13 protein-coding genes are annotated in these 15,749 nt (G+C 70.6%); 7 read left to right on the top strand and 6 right to left on the bottom strand.

The annotated features are described in order from the left end of the window. Nucleotides 1-128: 128 nt before the first annotated feature. The 6 genes from ACP6CK_RS26975 to tssH all read right to left on the bottom strand — a co-directional run bounded on the left by ACP6CK_RS26975 (nucleotide 129) and on the right by tssH (nucleotide 6,996). Complete coding sequence (locus tag ACP6CK_RS26975) at nucleotides 129-647, bottom strand: hypothetical protein (RefSeq protein ID WP_426956422.1); 519 nt, start codon at nucleotides 645-647, stop codon at nucleotides 129-131. Between the two features lie 128 nt (nucleotides 648-775). Further along, complete coding sequence (locus tag ACP6CK_RS26980; RefSeq protein ID WP_426959986.1) at nucleotides 776-1,069, bottom strand: PAAR domain-containing protein; 294 nt, start codon at nucleotides 1,067-1,069, stop codon at nucleotides 776-778. Nucleotides 1,070-1,079: 10 nt separating this feature from the next. Continuing rightward, nucleotides 1,080-1,682, bottom strand: a complete 603-nt coding sequence (locus ACP6CK_RS26985) for a DUF6931 family protein (RefSeq protein WP_426956423.1) — start codon at nucleotides 1,680-1,682, stop codon at nucleotides 1,080-1,082. Further along, a complete protein-coding gene (locus tag ACP6CK_RS26990; RefSeq protein WP_426956424.1) occupies nucleotides 1,682-3,715 on the bottom strand; it encodes a type VI secretion system Vgr family protein in 2,034 nt (677 codons plus the stop codon). The genes ACP6CK_RS26985 and ACP6CK_RS26990 overlap by 1 nt, the downstream gene beginning before the upstream one ends. A gap of 65 nt (nucleotides 3,716-3,780) precedes the next feature. Next, nucleotides 3,781-4,260 (bottom strand): Hcp family type VI secretion system effector, encoded by a 480-nt coding sequence (locus ACP6CK_RS26995; protein ID WP_426956425.1) that lies wholly within the window; start codon nucleotides 4,258-4,260, stop codon nucleotides 3,781-3,783. Nucleotides 4,261-4,347: 87 nt separating this feature from the next. Beyond that, nucleotides 4,348-6,996: a type VI secretion system ATPase TssH gene (gene tssH / locus ACP6CK_RS27000; protein WP_426956426.1), complete on the bottom strand. Its 2,649-nt coding sequence runs from the start codon at nucleotides 6,994-6,996 to the stop codon at nucleotides 4,348-4,350. 391 nt (nucleotides 6,997-7,387) lie between these two features. Between tssH and tssA the strand changes: the two genes are divergently transcribed. From tssA to tssF, 7 genes are all read left to right on the top strand, one after another. Next, nucleotides 7,388-8,509, top strand: a complete 1,122-nt coding sequence (gene tssA / locus ACP6CK_RS27005) for a type VI secretion system protein TssA (protein ID WP_426956427.1) — start codon at nucleotides 7,388-7,390, stop codon at nucleotides 8,507-8,509. 221 nt (nucleotides 8,510-8,730) lie between these two features. Beyond that, a complete protein-coding gene (gene tssB / locus ACP6CK_RS27010) occupies nucleotides 8,731-9,240 on the top strand; it encodes a type VI secretion system contractile sheath small subunit (protein ID WP_426956428.1) in 510 nt (169 codons plus the stop codon). A 4-nt stretch (nucleotides 9,241-9,244) separates the two neighbouring features. Then, on the top strand, nucleotides 9,245-10,738 hold the full coding sequence (gene tssC / locus ACP6CK_RS27015) for a type VI secretion system contractile sheath large subunit (protein ID WP_426956429.1): 1,494 nt from the start codon (nucleotides 9,245-9,247) through the stop codon (nucleotides 10,736-10,738). Between the two features lie 37 nt (nucleotides 10,739-10,775). After that, on the top strand, nucleotides 10,776-12,275 hold the full coding sequence (tssC, locus tag ACP6CK_RS27020) for a type VI secretion system contractile sheath large subunit (protein ID WP_426956430.1): 1,500 nt from the start codon (nucleotides 10,776-10,778) through the stop codon (nucleotides 12,273-12,275). A 126-nt stretch (nucleotides 12,276-12,401) separates the two neighbouring features. Further along, nucleotides 12,402-13,214, top strand: coding sequence for a type VI secretion system accessory protein TagJ (locus tag ACP6CK_RS27025; RefSeq protein WP_426956431.1), 813 nt, complete (start codon nucleotides 12,402-12,404; stop codon nucleotides 13,212-13,214). Between the two features lie 184 nt (nucleotides 13,215-13,398). Further along, the gene (gene tssE, locus ACP6CK_RS27030; protein ID WP_426956432.1) at nucleotides 13,399-13,890 is read left to right on the top strand and encodes a type VI secretion system baseplate subunit TssE; all 492 of its coding nucleotides are present in this window, start codon (nucleotides 13,399-13,401) and stop codon (nucleotides 13,888-13,890) included. Nucleotides 13,891-13,914: 24 nt separating this feature from the next. Continuing rightward, the gene (gene tssF, locus ACP6CK_RS27035) at nucleotides 13,915-15,747 is read left to right on the top strand and encodes a type VI secretion system baseplate subunit TssF (RefSeq protein ID WP_426956433.1); all 1,833 of its coding nucleotides are present in this window, start codon (nucleotides 13,915-13,917) and stop codon (nucleotides 15,745-15,747) included. The last annotated feature ends 2 nt before the right edge of the window (nucleotides 15,748-15,749 follow it).

The following is a 15,749-nucleotide window of genomic DNA, read 5'->3' on the forward strand; positions in this document are numbered from 1 at the left end:
GACCCCAACTCATCCTTTCTCATCGGGCTGCCGCGGAAGGCTGAGAGGGGCGGGATCCCCGTCAGCTTTTCGCCGCGACTTGGTGAGACGGGAAGCGGGCCGGACGCACGGCGCGACGGGACCGGGGATCAGCCCGTGTAGAGCGTCAGCCCCGCCTTGCCAGGGAAGGCGTTCTCCACCCGCAGCAGCACCTTCAGCGCCCGGATGCTCCAGCCCTTCTTGTCCGCGGCGTTGCCGCCGCAGCTCTTCCAGATGAACGCCATCGCCTGGTCGCCGCGCGTCATCTTCGCCGTGACTCCCGCGCCCTCCAGCGTCCCGGGCCCGATGCAGCCCTCGAAATGCGACGGCCGGCTGCCGGCATGGACCAGCACGTTATTGTAACGCTTGGACGGTCCCGTCCCGTTGTAGGGGTTGATCACCCGCCCCAGCTTGCCGTGCCAGTACATGACGGCCGTGGTGTAGTCGCCGGGTGCGAGGTGCGGGAAATCGTTCTCCGGCCGGTCCGCCATCATGCTGAACCGCTCGAAGGTGCGGAAGGTCGTACCCCCGACCGTCATCGTGCCGAGCACGGCGTAGCAGGTCGCGCCCTTGCTGATATTCGTCACATAGGACGTGTCGCGCTGGTAGCTGACAACATGCGTGGCCATCGTCGTTCCCCTGAGCCGCCCGCACTCGATCCCGGCGCACGGGCACGGGGTCCGGCCGCGCACCTCGGCGCGCCGAACCGTCCACTTCGCCATTTCCCTTGATGGATGGGCCGCACGGCCCGAGCCCGTCAGCCCCCGATGAGCACCGTCGGCAGCCCAACGATGACCGTGCCGCCATGGACCGTCATGTCGCCGATCCGGATGGCCATGAGACTGTTCACCAGCACCGTCACGGACCCCTTCACCAGCACGTCCGGCGGGCCAACGCAGATGCACTGATCGGTGATCCGCGCCTGCGGGATCTTGCCCGTCAGCACGGTGGGCGAGCCCATGATGATCGGCCCGCCGACATGCGGGATGGGCGGCACCCCGGGGGTGACCATCGGGCAGACATGCATGTCACCGATGCGCGAAGCCGGCATTCCCACGGCGTCAGCTCTCCTCGGGCGGCATGCGGCCGGCGCCGCCGCCGGCGATCTCGCGCGCGGCCGTCAGGAAGCGCGGGAAGCGCAGCGGCGCGCGCGCGGGCGTGACGCGCACCGCGGCCAGCATCACGCCGCCCGCGATCGCCACACCCGTCAGGTGCGGCGCGGGCGGCACGTCCGGCGAACCCTCCGGCGCCATGCTGCCGCCGGACCAGAAGGCGGCCACCGCGGCCCAGGCCTCCGGCGAGCGGAAGCCGGTGCGCTGCGCGGCGGCCATGGCGGCACGGCGCGTCGCCTCGTCCTGCCGGCGCACCCAGTTCTCGGCGGCGGCCAGCGCCTCCGCGTCCGGGGCGGGCAGGGCGGGATCCGGCACGGCGCGGGCGCACATGCAGCACCACCACACCGCCTCGCGCTTCGGCAGGGCGTGGGCGACCAGCCGCACCGCCTCCGGCATCGCGTTGGCGGACACCAGCCGCTCCACGCCGGCGGCCGCATCGGCCACGCCGTCCAGCAGCGCGGCGTGCTCCGCCTCCAGCTCGAGCCGGGGGAGGAGAGGGGGGAGGGCGCCCGCGAGCTTGTTCGCCGCAGGCCTCGATACCTGGTCGGTCATCAGTTGATCATCACCAGGCCGCCCTTGATGGTCATTATGGCGTCCGCGCTTTGCTGCACCATGACACCCTTCACATCCACCATGACCGCCCCCTTGATGGTGACGCCGATCTGGCTGATCTCGATCGAGGAGCCGCCGACCTTCAGGGTGATGGACTGCATCGCCTCGATGTCGATCTTCCCGAGGTTCGCCTTCTCCGTGATGTTGCCCATCTTCACGGTGTTGGTCTGGTTCCCCATCGAGACCTCGTTGGTCTGGTTCCCCATCTTCACCGTGTTCGTCTGGTTCCCCATCTCAACGGTGTTTTCCTGGTTCCCCTTCTTCACCGTCGTGGTCATGTTCCCGGTCTCGACCGTCAGGGTCTCGTTGCCCTTCTTGATCGTGGCCGTGCGATTGTTGCCGATCGTCTCCGTGTGGTTGTTGTTCACCTCCACGGTGCGATTGTTCTTCACCAGCAGGTGCAGGTCCTTCTCGGCCTGCATATCCACCAGTTCCTTGCCCTTCTCGTCGTCGAACATGATCTGGTTGAAGTTGCTCGCCGCGCCGTTCTTGGTCGAGCGCGTCTTGTAGCCGGTCTGCGTCTTTTTCGCCGGCAAGGGGAAGGGCGGCTTGAACGTGTCGCCGTACACCGCGCCCATGACCAGCGGCCGGTCGGGATCGGAATCCACGAAGGCGACGATCACTTGGTCGCCGATGCGCGGCAGGTACCAGTTGCCGCCCCAGGCCCCGCTCGAGGCCTGCATCACCCGCACCCAGCAGGAGGAGTTCTCGTTCCCTGGCGAAGGAGGGGTGCCACCGCCGAGGATCTCCGCACCGCCTTCCGCAAAGCGGCCGCCGCGGAACCAGGGGAACAGCACCTTGATGCGCCCGTACTCATCGCAATGGATCTCCTCGCCCTTCGGCCCGGTGACCAGGGCGTGGTGCACGCCCCCCATCACGGGCCGCGGCCGCGGGAAGAGCGGCCGCCAGGGCCGCTCCGCCGGGATCACCACGAAGGAGTTCGAGTAGCCGGCGGTGCCGCCGCCATCGAGATGCGTATCGTCGAAGCCCTGATGGGTGATCTCGGTCACGAGCCAGTTCGAGACGGTGCCGTCGATCCCGGACTTCACCTTCACCCGGCTGCCGGCGTACAGGGACGGATCAGTGCCCGCGGCGCCCACACGGTCGGCGCCCGCTTCCGGCCCCTCCATCATGAGCTTCGCCGGATCGGCGCCGGGGCGCACGGTCTGGCCGCCGGGCCAGCGGAACACCTCGGCATGCGCCTTGTGCGCAGTGTGCAGGATCGTGTCGGCGCTGGACTGCTTCAGGTTGGTGAACTTGCCCAGCTGGTCATGGTCCCAGGCCTTCGCGCTGCCAGGCGGCAGGGTCGAGCGCGGCTCCCAGCGCGTCAGTGCGGTGACGCCGGCGCCGACCATGTCGCGGCGGACGGTCTGCGTGCTCGGCAGCAGCGGGAAGCTCGCGTTGATGCTGACGACATGCGCCTTGTGGTCGTTCTGCTCGTGTTGGAAGAACAGGGCCCAGCCGTGCTCCTCCATCAGCCGCAGGATGAAATCCAGGTCGCTCTCGTTGAACTGGGTGCAGTATTCCCGCGGCGGCGCCTCGGTACCGTTGCCGAAGGCGATCGTGCCGGCGCCGTCCTCGGTCACCAGCTTCGTGATGATGTCCTGCGGCTTCTCCTTCTGGAAGATGCGGCAGTTCACGCGCCGGGAGAGGAACCAGAGCCTCGGCACCGCTTCCAGCCGGTAGGTCGCGTGGCCGCGCCCGTCCTCGCCGATGCGGACGAAGGTATTGACGATGCCATGATAATGGCGGGTTCCGCGCAGCGTGCTCTCGACCGTGCAGGTGATGGGCTTGCCGATCAGGGCCTCGGGATCGAGGTTGGTCGTGTCGGACAGCACCTCCGCCTCGATCCGGTACAGGCCACCGATGGCCTCGCGAACCGTGATCCGGCGCAGCACCAGGACGTCGGGCCCCAGCGGCGACGTGATCCGCAGCATACGGCTGGTCTGCGAAATGACGTTCGAATCGCTCAAGCCCGTGATTCCCTTTCCGCGCGATCCGGCCCCGCCGCGAGGGGCGGGGCCGGGGCGTTACCCGATCAGCCCGACTTCGCGGCGCTGATCGTGTAGATGACGTGGCCCTTGCTGACCGCGTTGAACTTCGAGTCGATCGCGACGTACTCGCTGTCGAACTTGTCGAAGTTGATGCTGAAGGACACGGACGGACGGTCGCCGCCGGTGGTGATGGAGTAGCCGGAGATCATGGCGTCCTCCAGCTTGTACTTCTGGTAGGGGATGTGCTTCCCGCTGTCGTCGGTCTGCGTCATCTCGACGAAGGCGGTGATGCCCTTGCCGCCGATCGCCTCCTTCAGGAGCAGCGGGTCGGCGATGTCCATCGTCTTCGTCAGCATGATCTCGCTGACAGACGGGGCGGTCGCCTCGCGCTTGGAGCCGCCGCCGACGCCGGCAGAGATGCCGCGGCCGACGCCCCACTGGAAGGAGTGGCACTCGATCCAGTCCTTGTGGCTGACGGAGGTGACCTCACCCTTGAGGTCGCCGTACTTGAGGAAGATAGCCATGATCCAACGTTCCTTACGCCGCGGTTGAGAGGGGGGCCAACGAACCGCTGCGGCGGCGGTTCGTGGCGAGGGGTTGCGCGCGGGCCGTCAGGCCAGCGCGTAGGTGAAGGCGCCTTCGGGAGCGAGGCCCACCTTGATGGTCCCGATCTGCTCCCCGTTCGCCAGGCGCTCCAGCACGTGGGAGGAGAGTTCGGGGAGCATCGTCCGGTTGAGGATGTTCTCGATGTTGCGCGCGCCCGTCTCGCTTTCCTGGCAGCGGGACACGATCGCGTCGAGTACCTCGGGTGACACCTCGAAGCCGGCGCCGTAGCTCTCGCGCACGCGCCGGGCGATGCGCTTCATGTTCAGCCCGACGATCAGGCGCAGCGTGTCGTCGGCCAGCGGGTAGTAGATCACCACGTTGCAGCGGCCGAGGAAGGCGGGCTTGAACACCTTCAGCAGGTCGGGGCGCAGCGCCTCCGCCAGCTCCTGCGGCCCGGGCGCCGTCTCGGGGTCGGCGCAGAGCTTCGCGATGGTGTCCGTGCCGGCGTTGGACGTCATGATGATGACGGAGTTGCGGAAGTCGATGTCCCGCCCCTCGCCGTCCTTCATGTTGCCCTTGTCGAAGACGTTGTAGAACACGTCCTGCACGCCGGGATGCGCCTTCTCCATCTCGTCCAGCAGGACCACGGAGTAGGGGCGGCGGCGCACGGCTTCCGTCAGGACGCCGCCCTCGCCGTAGCCGACATACCCAGGAGGAGAGCCCATCAGGAGGGAGACCTTATGCTCCTCCTTGAACTCGCTCATGTTGATCGTCGTCAGGTTCTGCTCGCCGCCGTAGAGCAGCTCCGCCACCGCCAGCGCCGTCTCCGTCTTGCCGACGCCCGACGTGCCGGCGAAGAGGAAGACGCCGATCGGCTTGCGCGGGTCCGCGAGCCCGGCGCGGGAGACGCGGATCGCCTGCGCGATCGCCTCCAGCGCGTGGGACTGACCGACCACCCGCTCCTCAAGCTTGTCCTTGAGGTTCATGACGGTCGAGATCTCGTCCGAGACCATCCGGCCCACGGGAATGCCGGTCCAGGTCTCCACCACCTCCGCGACGGCCACGCCGTCCACCACCGGGTGAACCAGCGGGTTCTCGCCCTGCAGCGCCTTCAGCTCGGAGGAGGTCGCGGCCAGCTCGTCCCGTCGCGCGGCGGCGTCCTCGCTCGCCTCGGCACTCTCCAGCGCCTTGCGGATCTCGAGGACCTTGGTGACGAGGTCCTTCTCCGAGGTCCAGCGGCCCTCCAGCGCGGCCAGCTCGTCCGCGACGGACTTCGCCTCCTCCTCCAGCGCGGTGCGGCGGGCGGTGTGGTCCGTGCCCGTCGCCTCCTCGCGGCGAATGGCCTTCAGCTCCGTCTCGATCAGCGCCGCGCGGCGCTGCTTGTCCTCGATCGCCGCCGGGATCGCCGCCTGGCTCATCCCCACCCGGGCGCAGGCCGTGTCCAGCAGCGACACGCCCTTGTCCGGAAGCTGCCGCGCCGGGATGTAGCGGGCGGAGAGCTTCACCGCCTCCTCCACCGCGCTGTCCAGGATGCGGACGCCGTGATGCTTCTCCAGCACGGGGACCAGGCCGCGCAGCATCGCCTGCGCCAGCGGCACCGACGGCTCCTCGACCTTCACGACCTGGAAGCGCCGGGTGAGAGCGGCGTCCTTCTCGAAGTACTTCTTGTACTCGGCCCAGGTGGTGGCCGCGATGCAGCGCAGCTCGCCGCGCGCCAGCGCCGGCTTCAGCAGGTTCGCCGCGTCGTTCTGGCCGGCCGAGCCGCCGGCGCCGATCAGCTGGTGCGCCTCGTCGATGAAGAGGAGCACCGGCGTCGGGGACGACTTGACGCCGTCGATCACGCCCCGCAGCCGGTTCTCGAACTCGCCCTTGACGCCGGCGCCCGCCTGCAGGAGCCCGAGGTCGAGCGACAGCAGCCGCACGTTCTTCAGCGCCTCCGGCACGTCGCCGGCCGCGATCCGCAGCGCCAGGCCCTCGACCACCGCGGTCTTGCCGACGCCCGCCTCGCCCGTGAGGATCGGGTTGTTCTGCCGGCGGCGGGTCAGGATGTCGATCATCTGCCGGATCTCGTCGTCCCGGCCGAGGATCGGGTCGATCTTCCCGCTCTTCGCCTGCGCCGTCAGATCCGCGCAGAACTGGTTCAGCGGCCCGTCGCCAGAGCCCGGCGCGCCGGGCGCACCGCCCGCGGACGGGGCGCCACCGCCGGGGGCCGCCGCCTCGGCGCCGGCCTGCGCCTGCTCCTCGCTGTCCTTCGCGACCAGCACCAGGTCCTTCCGGACCACCGCCTCGGGGATCGCGGCCAGGCTCGGCGCGCTCTCCCGCAGGGTCCGCTGCAGGTTCTCGTCGGCGATCAGCGCCGCCAGCATGTGCCCGGACCGGATGCGGCCCGACGAGCCCTCGAGGGAGGCGATCAGCCACGCCTCACGCAGCCAGGTGACCAGGTCGGGGGAGAGGGAAGGGGCCCGGGAGTTGCCGGTCTTGAACTTGTCCAGCGCGCGGTTCAGCTCGGCGATCACGCGCGCCGGGTCCACGTTCTGGTACTTCAGCACGTGGGACACGTCGCTGCCCGCCGTCTCCACCAGCTTCAGGAGGACGTGCTCGATCTCGACGTTGTAGTGGGTCCGCGACAGGGTCAGCCCGGCCGAGGCCTCCAGCTGGCGACGGACGACGCCCGTCAGGCGTGACACCAGAGCCTTGAGATCGATCGCTACCACCTGCGCTGCACTCCCGCCCTCTCGCGACCTGCCTCGCCACGTCGTGGCGAATGAGGAAGCGCGTCCTGAATTCGTTGCGGAGCCTATGATCGCGGCCGCTTCCCTGTCCAGCTTCCGGCCCCCCTCGGAAGGCGACAGCGGCGCGACACAACGCCGCCCGGGAATCGCCGGAAAGCCCCGCGGAATGGGCCTGGAAGAGCACTGTCCACCGCCTGCACGCGAATGTCGCGTCTGTCGCGCCGCAGGTCGCGCGTGTCCGCGCCATCGTCGCGGAGCCGCCGGGCGTCGCGTCTGTCGCGTGACGTGGCGGCGCGCGGGACGCGTCGCGGCCGAGGTTGCCGCTCCCACCGCCTCCCCTTAGCGTTGGGGGCGAGAATGCGGAGGGATTCCGATGGCAACGGACGTGCTGGACCTGTCGGCGCTCCTCGCACCGCTGGCCGAAGGGGATGGCGCCGGCACGGATCCGCGCGAGGATCCCTCCGCCGTCTCGCCCTATCGCCGCGTGAAGGATGCGCGCTCCGAGGCGCGGCTGGAGGAGCGCGACCGCGATTCCGAGGGGGAGGAGGACGCGCCCGTCGCCGAGGGCTGGCGCGTGGTGCGCCGGACGGGTGAGGAGATCTTAACGAATAGCGCGAAGGACTTCGAGGTCGCGTCCTGGCTGACCGAGGCGATGGTGCGGCAGGACGGGCTGAACGGACTCATCACCGGCACGAAGCTGCTGATGGGCCTGCTGGAGACGATGTGGGACGCCGGCTTCCCGCTGCCGGACGAGGAGGGGATCGAGGACCGCGCCACCATCCTGGGCGGCCTCTCCGGGGCCTCCGGCGACGGCACGATCATGCAGCCGCTGCGCCGGCTCCCGCTCTTCCGCCGCACCGACGGCACGAACCTGCCGCTCTACCGCTACGACCAGGCGGAGGAGGTCGCCGGACGCGCGGACGAGGAATACAAGCAGCGCCGCTACGCCGCCGGCGTGCCGGAGATGGCGGTGCTGGAGGCGGAGGCAAGCCTCAACCGCCCGGCCCTGCGAGGCATGGCGAACCTGGCCGCCGAGGCGCTCGACATCTGGCGCAAGTTCGACGCCCTGCTGACCGAGAAGTTCTCGGGCTTCGGCGAGGTCCCGACCTCGCGTGTCAACACCGTCCTCCAGCGCCTGCATGAAGTGTCCGAGAAGCTTGCCGGCGGGCCTGCGCCGGCCGCCGCGACGGAGATCGCCCCCGACGGCACCGCCGTTCCCGGGGCGGAACCCGGGGCGCCGGGCGGCTTCGCGCTCGGGGCCTTCAACATCGGCGGGTCCATCGCCTCGCGGGAGGCGGCGCTGGAGGCCCTCGACAAGATCGCCGACTTCTTTGAGAAGACCGAGCCGCACTCCCCGCTGGCCTATACGCTCCGGGACGCCGCCCGGCGCGGCCGCATGACGCTGCCCGACCTCCTGGCCGAGGTCCTGGGTGACGAGACGGCGCGGGTGGGCATGCTCACCGCCCTCGGCATCCGCCCCACGCCGCCGGAATGACGGATCGGTCACCCGGGGCGAGACAGACGCGACAGAAACGGTTGCGGCCGTCCCGAGGAAGCTGATTGACGGGGTGTTTTGCCCCCGATTACGCTCCGCGCCGAGTGGTGGGGACGCGGCCCGGGCCAGCGGCGGCACCGGGTCACCGGACTTGCCGGGGCCGCGCGCGGCCCCGCAGCCTGCCAGAAGATCAAACCCGCGTCCTTCAAGGGGAGCACCCGATGTCCGGCTCAGTTCATGACAAGCTCAACCGCGTGCGCAAGCCGCGCGTGCACATCTCCTACGAGGTCGAGACGGAAGGCGCCGCCATCGTGCGGGAGCTGCCCTTCGTCGTCGGCGTCATGGGCGACTTCGCCGGCGACCCGACCGAGCCGCTGAAGCCGCTCGCGGACCGCAAGTTCACCCAGATCGACCGCGACAACTTCAACGACGTCATGGCGCGCATCGCGCCCGGCCTGAACATGAAGGTCGAGAACACCCTCGCCGACGACGGTTCCGAGATGGCCGTCAACCTGAAGTTCAAGTCGCTGGACGATTTCGAGCCCGCCCGGGTCGCCGAGCAGGTCCCCGCCCTGAAGGCGATGCTCGAGACCCGCGCGAAGCTGCGCGACCTCATGAGCAAGGCGGACATGTCCGAGGAGCTGGAGGGCCTGCTGGAGCAGGTCCTGCAGGACAAGGGCAAGCTCGACGCACTCTCGGCCGAGCTCGGCCTGAACAAGCCGGAGGCCTGATCCCATGAGCGAGACCCAGACGAGCGCCGCGGGCGCCAGCACCACCACCGAGGAGGGCGGCCTCTCCCTCCTCGACCAAGTCGTCGGCGCGACGCGCCAGACCGAGAAGGACCGCGCCCAGGAGCTCGTGAAGGCCCTGGCCGAGGAGGCGCTGAAGGGCACCGTCACCTTCAGCCGCAACATGACGCAGACCTTCAACCGCGCCGTGGCTGCCCTGGACGAGAAGATCTCCAAGCAGCTCAACGCGGTGATGCATCACCCCCGCTTCCTGAAGCTGGAAGGCTCCTGGCGCGGCCTGCACTACCTCGTCGACAAGTCGGAGACGGGCACCTCCCTCAAGCTGCGCATGATCCAGCTGACGAAGAAGGAGATGCACCGCGACCTGACGAAGGCCGTGGAGTTCGACCAGTCCCAGCTCTTCAAGAAGATCTACGAGAGCGAGTTCGGCCTGCCGGGCGGCGAGCCCTACGGCGCCCTCGTCGGCGACTACGAGTGGGGCTCCCACCCCGAGGACATCGAGACCCTCTCGCAGATCTCCTCCGTCGCGGCGGCGGGCTTCGCGCCCTTCGTCACGGCCGCGGGCGCCGGCATGTTCGGCTTCAACAACTGGACCGAGCTCTCCAAGCCGCGCGACCTCGCGAAGATCTTCGAGACGCAGGAATACACCAAGTGGCGCTCCTTCCGGGAGCGTGAGGACAGCCGCTTCGTCACCATGGTGATGCCGCGCGTCATCTCCCGCCTGCCCTACGGCGCCGCCACGAAGCCGGTCGAGGAGTTCGGCTACGAGGAGGCCGAGTTCAACGCCGACGGCTCCGCCAAGGCGATGAACCACGAGCACTACTGCTGGTCCAACGCGGCCTACGTCATGGCCGCCCGCATGACGGACGCCTTCGCCCAGTACGGCTGGTGCACCGCCATCCGCGGCGCCGAGGGCGGCGGCAAGGTCTCCGACCTGCCGAACCACGTCTTCACCTCGGATGACGGCGACCTCGACGCCAAGTGCCCGACCGAGATCGCCATCACCGACCGGCGCGAGGCGGAGCTGTCCAACCTCGGCTTCCTGCCGCTCTGCCACTACAAGAACACCGACTACGCCGTGTTCTTCGGGGCCCAGACCGTCCAGAAGCCGAAGAAGTACGACCGCCCGGAGGCGACGGCCAACGCCGCCATCTCCGCCCGCCTGCCCTACATCATGGCGACGTCGCGCTTCGCGCACTTCCTGAAGGTGATGGCGCGCGACAAGATCGGCTCCTTCATGGAGGCGTCGGACTGCGAGACCTGGCTGAACCGCTGGATCCAGAACTACGTCAACCCGATGGAGGGCGCCGGCCAGGAGGCGCGGGCCCGCTATCCGCTCAAGGCCGCCTCGATCGAGGTGCGGGAGATCCCGGGCAAGCCCGGCTCCTACAACGCCGTCGCGCACCTGCAGCCCTGGCTGCAGATGGAGGAGCTGACCACCTCCATGCGCATGGTCGCCCGCATCCCGCAGAAGAGCTGACTCCGGTCACGGCCACGATCCACCGGGATTGACGGACGTGGCCATCCGGGACGACGTGCGGTCCGGCCGCTTCTTCGGCGCCAAGCGCGCCGAGGAGGCGGCCGCCCTCGCGGAATTCACCGTGCAGCGGGACCGCGGCGCCGCCCTGCGCGCCTGGTTCGGCGACGACCTCCTCGCCACCCTTCTCTCCGCCCAGGACCGGGTGGAGCGGCTGGAAGAGGCGGTGGACCGCGACATCGCGGCCCTCGACGCCCTTCTCTCCCGCCAGCTCGACGCCGTCCTCCACCATCCCCGGCTCGCGAAGTTCGAGGGCTCCTGGCGCGGCCTCGCCTGGCTCGCGGACCAGGCGGACATGGACCGCAGCATCCGCATCCGCGTCATGCCGATCCGCTGGGCGGAGCTCGCCCGGGACCTTGAGCGCGCGGCGGAGTTCGACCAGTCCCACCTCTTCCGCAAGCTGCACGAGGAGGAGTTCGGCCTCGCGGGCGGTGAGCCGTACAGCCTGATGTTGTGCGACCACGAGGTGCAGCCCGGCCCCTCGCCGACGCACAACGTGGATGACGTGGCCGTGCTTGGCCGCCTCGCCGCCGTCGCGGCCGCGGCCTTCGCCCCGATGATCCTGCCCGCCTCCCCGGCCATGCTCGGCCTGGACAGCTTCTCCGAGGCCGGGCCGGCCAACGATCTCACCATCGCCCTCCGCTCGCCGGAGCGCACGCGGTGGCGCTCCCTCTCGGGGCGGGAGGACACGCGCTTCCTCTCCCTCCTCCTCCCCCGCGTCCTCGGCCGCGCGGCCTGGCGGGCCGATGGCACGCGCGCCGACCGCTTCCGTTACGCCGAGCACATCAGCGGCGAATCCGGCCGCGTCTGGACGACCCCCGTCTATTCGATGGGCGCCGTGGCTATCCGCGCCTTCGCCCGCTACCGCTGGCCCGGCGAGCTGCGCGGCGCCGAGCCGTCGGAGATCGCCGGCGGCGGCGTGGTGGACACCCTCCCGCTCGAGCGCCTTCCCTCCGACCCGCCCGGTCCCCCGCCGCGCCCCCCGCTGGAACTCGTCCTGACGGACGACCAGGAGCGCGCCCTCTCCGAGTCGAACATCGTCGCGCTCTGCGGCCTGGACGGCCTGCCGGAAGCCAGCTTCGGCGCCCTGCCGACGATGCACCGCCCGCCCCGCATGAACACCGACATCGCGGAGGCCAACCAGCGCCTCTCGGCCCAGCTGAACAACGTGCTCTGCGTCTCCCGCTTCGCCCACTGCGTGAAGGTGATGGGGCGCGACATGATCGGCGCCTACCTCAGCCCGGAGGAGGTGGAGTTCCGCCTCTCCCGCTGGATCGGCAACTACGTCAGCGGCCTCGTGGGCGGTGGCGACACCGCCTCCCGCTACCCCCTGCGGGAGGCGCGGGTGGAGGTGCGCGAACAGCCCGGCCGCCCCGGCACCTATGGCTGCATCGTCCACCTCCAGCCGCACTACCAGCTCGATGACGTGGGGGCTGTCTTCCGCCTCGTCACCGACATCGCGGGGCCGCGCTCCGCATGACCCGCACACCCCCCAGCCGGCGCCGCGGCCGATCGCCGGCGCCCGCCCGCCCCTCGGCGGCCCCGCGGACCACGCCCCGCGCGGCCCACCGCTGAACCTGCCGATCACCTGAAGGGAACGCCCACCGTGTCCACCACCGCCGAAGCCCTCCGAGCCGGCGACATCGCCGCCGCCATCGCCGCCGCCCAGGCGAAGGTGAAGGCCGCGCCGCGCGACGCCGACGCCCGCTGGCTCCTCGCCGAGCTGCTCCTCCTCTCCGGGGACGCCGAGCGCGCCGACCGGATGCTCGACGCCGCCGTCCTCGACGACCCGAACCCCGCCGTCCTCGAGTTCCGCCGCCTCCTGCGCGCGGAGGTCGTGCGCCAGCAGGTCTGGGCCGAGGGCCGCGCGCCGAACTTCCAGGGCCAGCAGGCCACCCCGGCGCAGGAGGCCGCCCTGCGCGCCATCGTCGCGCTCCGTGCCGGTGACGCCGCCGGCGCCGCCGCGGCCGCCGCCGAGGCCGAGGCCACCCGCCCCCGCGCCCCCGGTACCGCCGAGCTCGTCAACGGCAAGACGATCGAGTTCGACGACATCCGCGACGCCGACGACCTGATCGCCCCCGGCCTGGAGATCCTGACCACCGCCGGGGAGCACATGCTCGTCTCCTTCGAGCGCCTCGGCAGCCTCGCCTTCACCCCCGGCCGCCGCCCGCGGGACGTGGTGTGGCGCCGCGCCGAGATCACGCTGAAGGACGGCTCGGACGGCGTCATCTTCGTCCCAGCCCTCTATCCGCGCGGCACCGGCCAGGTCTCGGACCAGCTCCGCCTCGGACGCGTCACGGAGTGGGAGGAAAGCGGGGAGGGGGATCAGGTCCTCGTCCGCGGCATGGGCCAGCGCCTCTGGCTCATGGGCGAGGAAGCGGTGCCGATCTCCGAGGTCGCGACGCTCCGCCTGGGATGAGGATGATGTGGCGCCCGGGACCCCGGGAGGCGGGCTGGACGCATGCGTCCAACCCCGGACCTTCCGCCGTGGGGCCTGAGGCCCCCGCGACCCGCCCTTCCTCTGAAGGACGGGTGCGCGGGGAACCGTGTCGGACGCATCGGTCCGACGCGCCTGTCCCGGCGCCACGGCATCGACGCGGCCCATGAGCGACTCCACCCGCCCCGGGTCGCTTCGGGTCCGCCTGCCCCTTCTCGACCGGCTGCTGGACGAGGCCCCGGAGAAGACCACCGAGTCCCCTCCCAACGCCACGCGTGCGCTGGAGGTGCTGCGCGCCGGCGTGCGCCGCGACCTGGAGGCGCTGCTGAACGCCCGCCGCCGTCGCTGGCTGCTGCCGGAGCACCTGACCGAACTCGTCACCTCTCCCCTCGGCTACGGCATCCCCGATGCCACCTCCGGAACCTACGCGCTGGAGGAATCGCGCGAGGCGCTGGCGAAGGAGGTGGAGGATGTGATCCGCCGCTTCGAGCCGCGGCTGATGAACATCCAGGTCGTGCTGCGCCCGAGCAACGACCTCGACCGCACCATGCGCCTGCGGGTCACCGCCGTGCTGCGAACCGACCCGGTGCCGGAGCCCATCTCCTTCGACACCGTGCTCGAGGCCGTCTCGCACGACGTGAAGGTCGCCGAACGATGAGGGCCTCGCGATGATGAACCGGCGATGAGCGAGAGCCTTCTCCCCTTCTACAACGCCGAGCTGGAGGCGCTGCGCAAGCTCGCCGGCGACTTTGCCGAGGCTCACCCGAAGGTGGCCGGCCGCCTCCGCGTCACGCGGGACGGCGCCGCCGACGACCCGCATGTGGAGCGCCTGCTGGAGGGCGTTGCCTTCCTCGCCGCCCGCGTCCAGCACCGGCTGGAGGACGAGCTCCCCGAATTCTCGGACGCGCTGATCGAGCTTCTCTCCCCCCATCTGCTCGCCCCCGTGCCGAGCATGACGACGCTGCGCTTCACCGGCTCCCCCGACGCCACGGGCCCCACCCAGGTCCCGCGCGGCCTGGCGGTGGAGACGGACCCGGTCGCGGGTGGGCAGGGGCTGCGCTACGTCACCTGCCACGCCCTGACCCTCTGGCCCGTGCGGATCGAGGCGGCGCGGCTCATGGGCCTGCCCTTCGCCGCCCCCGCCAACCCGCGTGCGCCGCGCGCCGCGGCCTGCCTGCGGCTGACGCTGCGAACGAGCGCGCCCGACCTCGACTTCGCGAAGACCGGCCTCGACCGGCTGCGCTTCCACTTGCCGGGCTCCGGCCCCACGGCCCTGGCGCTGCACGAGCTCCTCTCCACCGCCACGATCGGCATCGCTCTGGCGGACGGCCCGGCGGACCCGAACCCTACCCTCCTGCCGCCCACCGCCCTCCGCCCGGCCGGCTTCCTGCGGGAGGAAGCGGCGCTGCCGTGGCCCCGCCGCGCGTTCGACGGCCACCGCCTGCTGACCGAGTACTTCGCCTTCCCGGAAAAGTTCCTGTACCTCGACCTCGACGGCCTGGAGGCCCGGACGGCGCTGCAGAAAAGCGACCGGCTGGAAATCTTCTTCTATCTCAACCGCGCGGCGTCGGCGCTGGAGCGCGCGGTGGGTGCGGAGACGCTCGCCCTCCACTGCACCCCGGCGGTCAACCTCTTCCCCCAGCGCTGCGAGCCGATCTCGCTCGACGGCACGAAGTCGGACTGGCTCGTCCTGCCCGATGCGCGGCGCCCCGCGGCGCTGGAGGTCCACTCCATCCGCCAGCTGCGGGAGACGCGGTCGGACGGGCTGCGCCGCATCGTCCAGCCCTTCCACCGCTTGGCGCGGGAGCCGAACGGCCAGGAGGTGGCGGAGGCCGAGGTCCAGTGGATCGCCCGCCGCCTGCCCGCGCCGAGCCCCCTGACGGGCACCGAGACGCGGCTGATGCTGCGCGACCACCGCTTCGACCCGATGATGCCGGCCGACGGCGTTCTGACCGTCGAGGCTCTCTGCCTCAACCGCGACCTGCCCGATCTCCTGCCCTTCGGAAACGGCGAGCCGCGGCTGCGGATCGTGGACCCGATCAACGTCCAGTCGGTGGAGGCGATCCGCGCCCCCACCTCCACGCTGCGCTTCCGGCTGCGCGGCAAGGGCGGCTGGCGCCTCATCTCCCACCTCGCCCTCAACCACCTCGGCGTCATGGGCGGGGAGGACGCGGCGCTCGCCCTGCGAGAGCAGCTCCGCCTGCACGACCTGCGCGACGCGCCGGAGACGCGCACGGCCATCGCCGCCCTTCTCTCGGTGGACGCGAAGCCCGGCCTCGCCCGCATCCCCGGCCAGCGCCCGGGCATCTTCACCCGCGGAATCGACGTGACGCTCACCTTCGACCCGCAGGACTGGGTCTCCGGCGGCCTCTACCTCCTTGCCGCGGTGCTGGAGCATTTCCTCGCGCTGCAGATCTCGGTGAACGGCTTCGTCCGCACCCGCGCCGTCCTGCGCGGCCGCACGGAATCCGTCGCCCAGTGGCCGCCCCGCAGCGGCACGCGGATCCTGCTGTGAGC

It is taken from the genome of Muricoccus radiodurans, from assembly GCF_050154705.1.
GTDB classification, from domain to species: Bacteria; Pseudomonadota; Alphaproteobacteria; order Acetobacterales; family Acetobacteraceae; genus Roseomonas; species Roseomonas radiodurans.